Below are 5,142 nucleotides of genomic sequence, written 5' to 3' on the forward strand. Positions count from 1 at the left end.
CGGTGGAGGTGGCGGTGGAGGTGGCGGTGGCGGCGCTTCTGGTGCTGACGATGGTGGACATATAGGTTCCCCTCGATTCCCCTGAACGCTGTTATTCTCAACGTTGAGATAAATATGAACCCCAGGACCTGCGAACGTCAAGTATCTGAACGTTGAGATATTTGCGGATCCAGGGCCAGGGGCTACGACGACGAGGAAGGAACCAGGCGTGGCGGCTGAGCAGAAGACGGACAGGCGGCCCGAGGCGGCGGACACGGACACGGACACCGACGCCATCGACGAGCTGCGAGCTCAATGGCACCGCGAGCGCCCGGACATGGCGGCCGCAGGCCTGGACGCGATGGCTCTGGTGGGCCGCATCAAGCGTGCGGACCACCTGCTGAGCAAGGGTATGAAGCTGATCTTCGCCGAACACGGCCTGGAGTTCGCGGAGTTCGACGTCCTGGCGACCCTCCGCCGGGTCGGCGCCCCGCACGAACTGACGGCGGGCGGCCTCCTGAAGTCCGCGATGGTGACGTCAGGCGCCATCACCAACCGCCTCGACAAGCTGGAACGCAAGGGCTTGATCGAACGCCACCCCGACCCGGCGGACCGCCGGGCGATTCGTGTTCGCCTGACGGCGGCGGGGATGGAGTTGGTCGACCGGGCGGTGGTCGATCATGTCGCCAACGAGGAGCGGATGTTGGGGGCGTTGTCGGCGGAGGACCGCCGGGCGCTGGATGGGGCGTTGCGACGGTTGTTGGTGTCGCTCGGGGATACGCATTTGGGATAGCGCGGCAGCAGATCGATGTCGGGGTGAAGTCAGGCGACGGTGGAACAGGCACGTGGACGGCTGCGGCTCGATACTGGAAGGGAGTTGCGTTGCGGACAGGGAAAGGAGTCCGTCATGGCGCTGCTTGCGTCCGCGCGGTTCCGCGGCGAGCCCGTTCTTGAGCGCGTCCATGCTGCGGATGCGAGCGCCTATCTGAGCCACAACCAGCCCACGCCGCCAATGGTGGAACGCCGTCGCCCCCTATCCGACGGATCTGGCGCACACTCCGTTCCCCACCTCAACGGCCGACGTGCAGGCCAACACGGTGCACCTCATCGACCTGCACTTCTTCATCGACCGCAAGGGAGTCATCACGGTCCTGGGCCCCACCCATATCGAAGCGGGTGCGATCGTGCACCTGGAAACAGACCGCATCGACGCCGCCGCGGCCGGGCTGCCCTATCCATGATGCTGCCCTGGCCATCCTGGTTGAGGGACATGAGGTCGGAAGATCGCGGTGCTCCTTGGTGTTGCCTCGGGTATGAAGATCAGCGAAGCGTCCCGAGCCAGCGGTGTGAGTGCGAGATCGTTGCGGCACTACGAGGACGAGGGATTGATCGTCCCCGGCCGATTCAGCAATGGGTTCCGCGACTACTGCCAGTCCACCATCGACCGGGTGCTCGTCATCCGCTCGCTGCTGGAGTCCGGGCTGCCCGTGCGGTTGATCAGGGACTTTCTGCCCAGCCTCACTGACGAGTCCGATGTCGGCACGGATGTGGTCTGCGCGGAGTTCCTGCACGAGGTGCAGAGCCATCGGGATCGGCTCGCCGCACGTATCGCGATCCTCAGTGATCAGCAGGCGGCACTCGACGCCTACCTTCGCGAGGCCGGCCGAAAAGCTGATCTCTGAGCGCCACTTGACCTTGACGCAAGTGTCAGACTTCTACGTTCAGTGCATGGAGACCACAGAGATCAATCAGCAGCAGCACACTGCCGAGCAGACCGTACGAGCACTGGTCCAGCGGTCGTACCAGGGACCGAAGGACCTGACCCTCACGACCGATCATCCCCGCCCCGCCCCGGGACCCGGCGAGTACCTGATCCGCGTGGGCGCCGCCGGCGTCAACTTCGCCGATGTCATGCAGACCCATGGAACGTACGCAGGCGGACCGCAGGCGCCCTATGCGGCGGGCTTCGAGGCCGCCGGCGAGATCGTGGGCGTCGGCCCGGACGTCGAGAGCCCGCTGCCGCACGGCACCCACGTCGTCGGAGCGGGCCCGGGCGCCTTCGCGCAGTACATGACGATGCCGGCGGCGGGTGTCCTTCCCGTGCCTTCCGGCTGGAGCGATGCCGAAGCCCTCGGCCTGGTGCTGAACTGGGCAACCGCCTTGGCGGCCCTGAAGCCGTTGGGTGAGATCAAGACGGGTGAGGTGGTGTTGGTTCACGCCGCGGCCGGAGGCGTGGGTCAGGCCGCTGTCCGTCTTGCCCGCCACTACGGCGCACGCGTGATCGGCACGGCGTCACCGGCCAAGCACGACACCGTCAAAGCGCTCGGCGCCGACGAGGTTCTGGACAGCCGACGCCCCGACCTGGCTGCGGAGATCAGTCGCCTGACCGGCGGGGTCGACCTGGTCCTTGAATCGGTGGGACAGGCCACGTTCGACACGAGCATGTCGGTCACCAAACCCTTCACCGGCCGCGTTGTCGTGTTCGGCGCCGCTTCCGGCGATGCGACGGTGACCACGCACGATCTGGTCTTCACTCACCAGGTCCAGGTCAAGGGTCTGCACATCGGTGCGCTGGCGGTCGCGGCCCCCTCTGTTTACCGTTCGCTGCTCGTCGAGCTCGAGGCGCTCGTCGCCCAGGGCGTGTACCCGCCCGGCACCCCCCAGGTTCACCCCCTGGCCGAGGGGCCGGAAGTGCTGCGGCAACTGGAAGCGGGCCAGACCCGGGGCAAGCTTGCCCTCGACCCGTGGCGCTAGGAGCACGTCATTTCGCTCTCAGCTTGCGGCTTCCGGCTCGGTTCTTCGCGATGTTTCGTGTCTTCCTGGTGTTGGCCGACTCGGCGACCAGGGCGAGTACCGCCGGCGACGTCGACAGCTCGGCGAGGTAGCGCTGCATCCAGTCCGTGACCTCCGCCAACTCGGCCGGTGTCGGCGCGTGACCGTCCTTGACGGACAGGTAGAACAGCCAGTCGTGGATGCGGCGGCGGATGAACTCGCGGTACGCCTCCGCCTTGAGCTGGTCGATCTCCGGCAGTAGTTCCGCCGACCACCGCCGGAACTCGGCAGGACCGGTCACCTTCCTCGCGATCTCGTCCACGAGGGCGACCACCGCCGTCTTGGATCCCATTTCGTCGGGGTCGCGCAGGATCGTGGCCACGATCCCGCGGTCCCGGTCGCGGCTCCTCGAGGAAGCGGCCACCGAGAGGACGCGTAGGTACGCGGACGTTCGGACGTGGTCGTCCGCGAGGGCTTCGTCGACGTCCACGTCGAGGATGCCGGCCTCCGCCAGCAGCTCGGCCACATCGGTGTGCAGTGTCATCGGTTGGGGGTGGCTTTGAGGTCGGGGTGTGCAGCGGAGAGTCGTCGCAGGGCCGTGGGCAGCAGGCCTGAGATCGCGCTGGAGAAGGATCCTATGGTGATGGCGCCGCGTCGGCCCTCGCCCCAGGCCGCGAGCTCGGACCGCGCGCGCTCCAACTGCGCCGCTATGGCGTCCGCGTGCTGCAGCACCACCCGTGCCTGGCCGGTGAGCCTGACGCCTCGGCCCTGGCGCTCGATCAGGGGTACGCCCAACTCGCGGGAGAGGGCGGCCAGTTGCTGCGACACCGCGGAGGGGGTGAGGTGCATCGCCTCCGCCGTCCTTGCCAGGCTGCCCCTGCGGTCCAGTTCGCGCAGGGCGCCGAGGCGACGCAGGTCTATCGTGAAGGTTCTGCTTACCTCTTCCATCCAGAAACATTAACTGGACCTGATGGGATGGCGCGTCGACGATCGTCTCCATGACGCTGACCTCGAACTCCTCCTTTCTGATCCTCCACGGGTGGCAGAATCACCGCCCTGAAGGACATTGGCAGCGGTGGCTGGCCGGTGAACTCGCCGCGCGTGGGGCTCGCGTGGCCTATCCCCAGCTTCCGGATCCCGATGAACCCGATCTTGAGGCGTGGCTTCTTCGTCTTCAGGGGCTGCTCGATGGGCAGCAGGTCGTCGTCTGTCACAGTCTTGGGGCTCTGCTGTGGCTGCATGCCGTCGGTCGTGGCGGGGTCCGGGCCGATCGCGCACTGCTGGTCGCGCCGCCCTCCGACGACGTGCTTGCGCGGTACGAGGAGGTCGCGGGGTTCGGTGCGCCCCGCGCCACCGCCGCGCAGGTGGCCGGCGCTGCCGATGTGACCCGGCTCGTCGCCGCCGATGACGATCCCTTCTGTCCCGGTGGCGCCGCCGAGCGGTACGGCGTGCCGCTCGGGCTCGACACCGATGTCGTACCGGGTGGTGGGCATCTGGATCTGGACGCGGGGTACGGGGCTTGGCCGTCGGTTCTGGGTTGGTGCATCGACCCCGCTGTGCGGATATCCGCGCGGACAGGCGACATATGCCGGGGGTAGCATATGTGCATGACGATGAAGCGGACCATGGTCTACGCCGACGCCGAGGACATGACCGTCATCAAGGAAGCGGCCACCGAGCGCGGTATAAGCGAGGCCGAGATCATCCGTGAGGCGCTCCATCTCGCGGCGCTGAGATACCGGCGCCGGGCGAAGCCGCTGGGGCTGCGCCGGTTCGACAGCGGGGATCCGACGCTCGCGGACCGCGCCGACTCCATCGTGCGGGAGTCGATGGGACGGGGTTCATCGGGGGCCGAGGGTTGATCCTCATCGCGGACACTTCGGGGATCCTCGCCGCGTTCGACACCGCACATCCGTCCAGCGACGGGGCGTATCAAGCCATGGAAGAGGCAGGACTCACGGTCTTCTCGCCGCTTGTCCTGGCCGAGCTGGATCACGTGGGGCGGCGCGAGCTCGGACCTGCGCGGACACGCGGCATGCTGGAGGACATCGTCGGCGCCGCCGATCGCGGTGACTTCGCGATCGCCGAGACCGGGCCTTCCGTGCTGCTGCGGGCGCAGCGCGTTCAGGCGCGGTACGCGGCGCTCTCGCTGGATCTCGCGGACGCGGTGAATGTGGCACTGGCGGAGGAGTACGAGACGGACGCGGTCCTCACCCTCGATCGCCGGGACTTCCGCACGGTCCTGCCCTTGACGGAGCACAAGGCGTTCCGGGTGCTGCCGGACGATCTGTAGGCGGCCAGGCGGCCAGGCGGCCAGGCGGCCAGGCGGCCAGGCGGCGGTCGGCACGGTGGGGCTTGTGCCCTTGGGGGCGCAAGGTGGATGTTGGGGGA

The 5,142-nt window shown here is 67.7% G+C and carries 9 protein-coding genes; 7 read left to right on the forward strand and 2 right to left on the reverse strand.

The window, feature by feature from the left end; all coding sequences use genetic code 11:
- Positions 1-208 precede the first annotated feature (208 nt).
- The 4 genes from E2651_RS41005 to E2651_RS41015 all read left to right on the forward strand — a co-directional run bounded on the left by E2651_RS41005 (position 209) and on the right by E2651_RS41015 (position 2,733).
- Positions 209-772, forward strand: coding sequence for a MarR family transcriptional regulator (locus E2651_RS41005; protein WP_245239529.1), 564 nt, complete (start codon positions 209-211; stop codon positions 770-772).
- A gap of 289 nt (positions 773-1,061) precedes the next feature.
- The gene (locus E2651_RS44445) at positions 1,062-1,220 is read left to right on the forward strand and encodes a hypothetical protein (RefSeq protein ID WP_167829060.1); all 159 of its coding nucleotides are present in this window, start codon (positions 1,062-1,064) and stop codon (positions 1,218-1,220) included.
- Between the two features lie 72 nt (positions 1,221-1,292).
- A complete protein-coding gene (locus tag E2651_RS41010) occupies positions 1,293-1,661 on the forward strand; it encodes a MerR family transcriptional regulator (RefSeq protein ID WP_135336360.1) in 369 nt (122 codons plus the stop codon).
- Positions 1,662-1,707: 46 nt separating this feature from the next.
- Complete coding sequence (locus E2651_RS41015; protein WP_135336361.1) at positions 1,708-2,733, forward strand: NADPH:quinone oxidoreductase family protein; 1,026 nt, start codon at positions 1,708-1,710, stop codon at positions 2,731-2,733.
- A gap of 7 nt (positions 2,734-2,740) precedes the next feature.
- Here the strand turns inward: E2651_RS41015 and E2651_RS41020 are convergent, their stop codons facing one another.
- Both E2651_RS41020 and E2651_RS41025 read right to left on the reverse strand, forming a co-directional pair.
- Entirely contained in the window at positions 2,741-3,295 is a 555-nt protein-coding gene (locus tag E2651_RS41020; protein WP_135336362.1) for a hypothetical protein, read from the reverse strand.
- On the reverse strand, positions 3,292-3,699 hold the full coding sequence (locus tag E2651_RS41025; RefSeq protein WP_135336363.1) for a LysR family transcriptional regulator: 408 nt from the start codon (positions 3,697-3,699) through the stop codon (positions 3,292-3,294). Before E2651_RS41025 ends, E2651_RS41020 begins: the two co-directional genes overlap by 4 nt.
- A gap of 50 nt (positions 3,700-3,749) precedes the next feature.
- Between E2651_RS41025 and E2651_RS41030 the strand changes: the two genes are divergently transcribed.
- The 3 genes from E2651_RS41030 to E2651_RS41040 are packed head-to-tail and all read left to right on the forward strand — an operon-like array spanning position 3,750 to position 5,044.
- A complete protein-coding gene (locus E2651_RS41030) occupies positions 3,750-4,349 on the forward strand; it encodes an alpha/beta hydrolase (protein WP_135336364.1) in 600 nt (199 codons plus the stop codon).
- 9 nt (positions 4,350-4,358) lie between these two features.
- Positions 4,359-4,613, forward strand: coding sequence for a CopG family transcriptional regulator (locus tag E2651_RS41035; RefSeq protein WP_245239530.1), 255 nt, complete (start codon positions 4,359-4,361; stop codon positions 4,611-4,613).
- Positions 4,610-5,044: a PIN domain-containing protein gene (locus E2651_RS41040; RefSeq protein ID WP_135336365.1), complete on the forward strand. Its 435-nt coding sequence runs from the start codon at positions 4,610-4,612 to the stop codon at positions 5,042-5,044. The genes E2651_RS41035 and E2651_RS41040 overlap by 4 nt, the downstream gene beginning before the upstream one ends.
- Positions 5,045-5,142: the final 98 nt, after the last annotated feature.

This window comes from Streptomyces sp. MZ04, from assembly GCF_004684775.1.
GTDB lineage: Bacteria > Actinomycetota > Actinomycetes > Streptomycetales > Streptomycetaceae > Streptomyces.

Bases quoted from the DNA above. Each gene is read 5' to 3' on its own strand.
- E2651_RS41010 (WP_135336360.1), top strand. From the start codon at position 1,293: ATGAAGATCAGCGAAGCGTCCCGAGCCAGCGGTGTGAGTGCGAGATCG.
- E2651_RS41015 (WP_135336361.1), top strand. From the start codon at position 1,708: ATGGAGACCACAGAGATCAATCAGCAGCAGCACACTGCCGAGCAGACC.
- E2651_RS41020 (WP_135336362.1), bottom strand. From the start codon at position 3,295: ATGACACTGCACACCGATGTGGCCGAGCTGCTGGCGGAGGCCGGCATC.
- E2651_RS41025 (WP_135336363.1), bottom strand. From the start codon at position 3,699: ATGGAAGAGGTAAGCAGAACCTTCACGATAGACCTGCGTCGCCTCGGC.
- E2651_RS41030 (WP_135336364.1), top strand. From the start codon at position 3,750: ATGACGCTGACCTCGAACTCCTCCTTTCTGATCCTCCACGGGTGGCAG.
- E2651_RS41035 (WP_245239530.1), top strand. From the start codon at position 4,359: ATGACGATGAAGCGGACCATGGTCTACGCCGACGCCGAGGACATGACC.